Source organism: Dietzia sp. DQ11-44, assembly GCF_014145205.1.
Classification (GTDB): Bacteria; Actinomycetota; Actinomycetes; order Mycobacteriales; family Mycobacteriaceae; genus Dietzia; species Dietzia natronolimnaea.
Genome location: NZ_JAALEC010000626.1, coordinates 1 through 1,974 on the forward strand (window position 1 = coordinate 1; position 1,974 = coordinate 1,974).

The window sequence follows — 1,974 nt, forward strand, 5'->3', positions numbered from 1 at the left end:
CGGCGGGTCTCCGGGGTGCGGACGCCCAGGACGCCGTTGCCCGGCAGTCGACCGAGCAGTCCCAACAGGCCGGTGACCCCGACCACGAGGGCGAGACACGCCAGGAGCACCACGACCACCACGAGCACTGCGTTCACGCCCCCGAGGGTACGCCCGCGACGGGGGATTTCCGATTCGCCTCATCCCCCGTCGGCCCCTCCCCGGTGGAACCCTCGACCAGCGCGAGGAGTCGCGCGAGCTCGCGCTTGTCCTGCTCACTGAGCCGGTCCAGGAACTCCCGGCGCACGGTGGCGACGTGATCGGGTGCGGCCTCCGCGATCTCCCGCATGCCCTCCTCGGTCGCGGAGACGAACGCGCCCCGGCCGTCGGTGGGGCAGCTCGTCCGCTGGACGAGTCCACGCCGGACCATGCGGGTCACCTGATGGGAGAGCCGGCTGCGTTCCCACTGCAGGACGTCGGACAGCGCGGTCATCCGTAGCGGGCCGTCGGCCTCGCTGAGGTACACGAGCACCTCGAACTCCGGCTCCGTCAGGCTCGAGGTGGCCTTGAGGTCGCGCTGGATCGCCAGGTGAAGGCGCCCCTGGATCGCGAGGTAGTGGCGCCAGAGCGCCTTCTCCTCGTCGGTCAGCCATCTCACGTGGTCGCTCGGCAGCGGTTCGGTCATGACTTCACTCTACCCTCATAGTTGACACGACACCTAGTGCGGGGATAGAAGTGTGTGACGCATCATCCGGATGTGTGACCCGAAAGGACCACAGACATGAGCACCACGACGACCGTCCCCTCCTCCCGTGGCGCCGCGGCCGAGACCCGCCTGTTCCCCGTGCCCGGGATCGTCCGCGATATCGGCCTGCTGCTCGCCCGGGTCCTGCTCGGTGTGGTCCTGATCGCGCACGGCTGGGAGAAGCTCGTCACCAACGGCGCAGGGGCGACCGGCCAGTTCTTCGACTCCGTCGGGATCCCCGCAGCCCAGACCGCCGCGGTGTTCGCGGGCGTCGTCGAGCTGGCCGGAGGGATCCTGCTGGTGCTGGGGCTGCTCACCCAGGTCGTCGCGGTCCTCGTCGTCGTCGTGATGTTCGGCGCCTACCTGTTCGTCCACCAGGGCGCGGGGATCTACGCCACCAACGGTGGCTGGGAGCTCGTCGCCGTGATCGGGCTGGCCGTCGCCGTCTTCGGCCTGGTCGGCACCGGTCGCTACAGCCTCGACGCGCTGATCGCGGGCCTTCGCGCCGCCGGGGCCCGGAGGACGACGGCCTGACCCGAAGCGGGCCGGCGAGAGCATATCGACAAGGCAGCATCGACGAGAGCACATCGACAAGGCCGCATCGACGAGAGCACCTCGACAAGGCCGCATCGATAAGAGCGTTCCGCACACTCCGCACTCGCGAAACGCGTTCGGAACGCTCTTCCGGACGGGTGGGACTCCCGGTTCTCCACGGGTGGGAGCCTCGGTCCTCGGCGACGGGCGGCCCGCGCCCGAGGGGCGGTGCTCACACGCTGACGAGGCCCGACCCGCTCCAGGGTTTAGGCTTGACCGAAGCCTGCGTGTGGGCACCGGCGAGGATCCAGGGAGAGCAGACAACCGTGAGCAGCAGCGACGAGACCGTCACCGCAGATCAGTCCGCCACCGGCGCGCAGACCGACCAGTCCGGGCAGACCGACCAGGCCGGGCCCGCCCACCGCTACGGCGCCGACCTCGCCGGCCGGATCGAATCCCGCTGGCAGCGCGAGTGGTCCGAGCACGGGACGTTCGAGGCCCCCAACCCCGTCGGGCCCCTCGCGGCCGCCGACGGGTCGTCACCGCCCGAGGACAAGCTCTTCGTGCAGGACATGTTCCCGTATCCGTCCGGCGCCGGCCTGCACGTGGGACACCCGCTGGGGTACATCGCCACCGACGTCTTCGCCCGATACCACCGCATGCTCGGGACCAACGTCCTGCACACCCTGGGTTATGACGCGTTCGGACTGCCCGCC

General features: G+C 70.1%; 3 protein-coding genes. 2 read left to right on the forward strand and 1 reads right to left on the reverse strand.

Translation table 11 applies throughout. The annotated features are described in order from the left end of the window. Positions 1-133: 133 nt before the first annotated feature. Positions 134-664: a MarR family transcriptional regulator gene (locus G6018_RS14495; protein WP_182639997.1), complete on the reverse strand. Its 531-nt coding sequence runs from the start codon at positions 662-664 to the stop codon at positions 134-136. Positions 665-760: 96 nt separating this feature from the next. On the opposite strand from G6018_RS14495, the gene G6018_RS14500 reads away from it, so the two are divergent. Together G6018_RS14500 and G6018_RS17450 are read left to right on the forward strand one after the other, a co-directional pair. After that, the gene (locus G6018_RS14500; protein ID WP_182639998.1) at positions 761-1,258 is read left to right on the forward strand and encodes a DoxX family protein; all 498 of its coding nucleotides are present in this window, start codon (positions 761-763) and stop codon (positions 1,256-1,258) included. Between the two features lie 326 nt (positions 1,259-1,584). After that, positions 1,585-1,974 (forward strand): class I tRNA ligase family protein (locus tag G6018_RS17450; protein WP_182639999.1); only part of this gene is annotated, 390 nt, incomplete at its 3' end.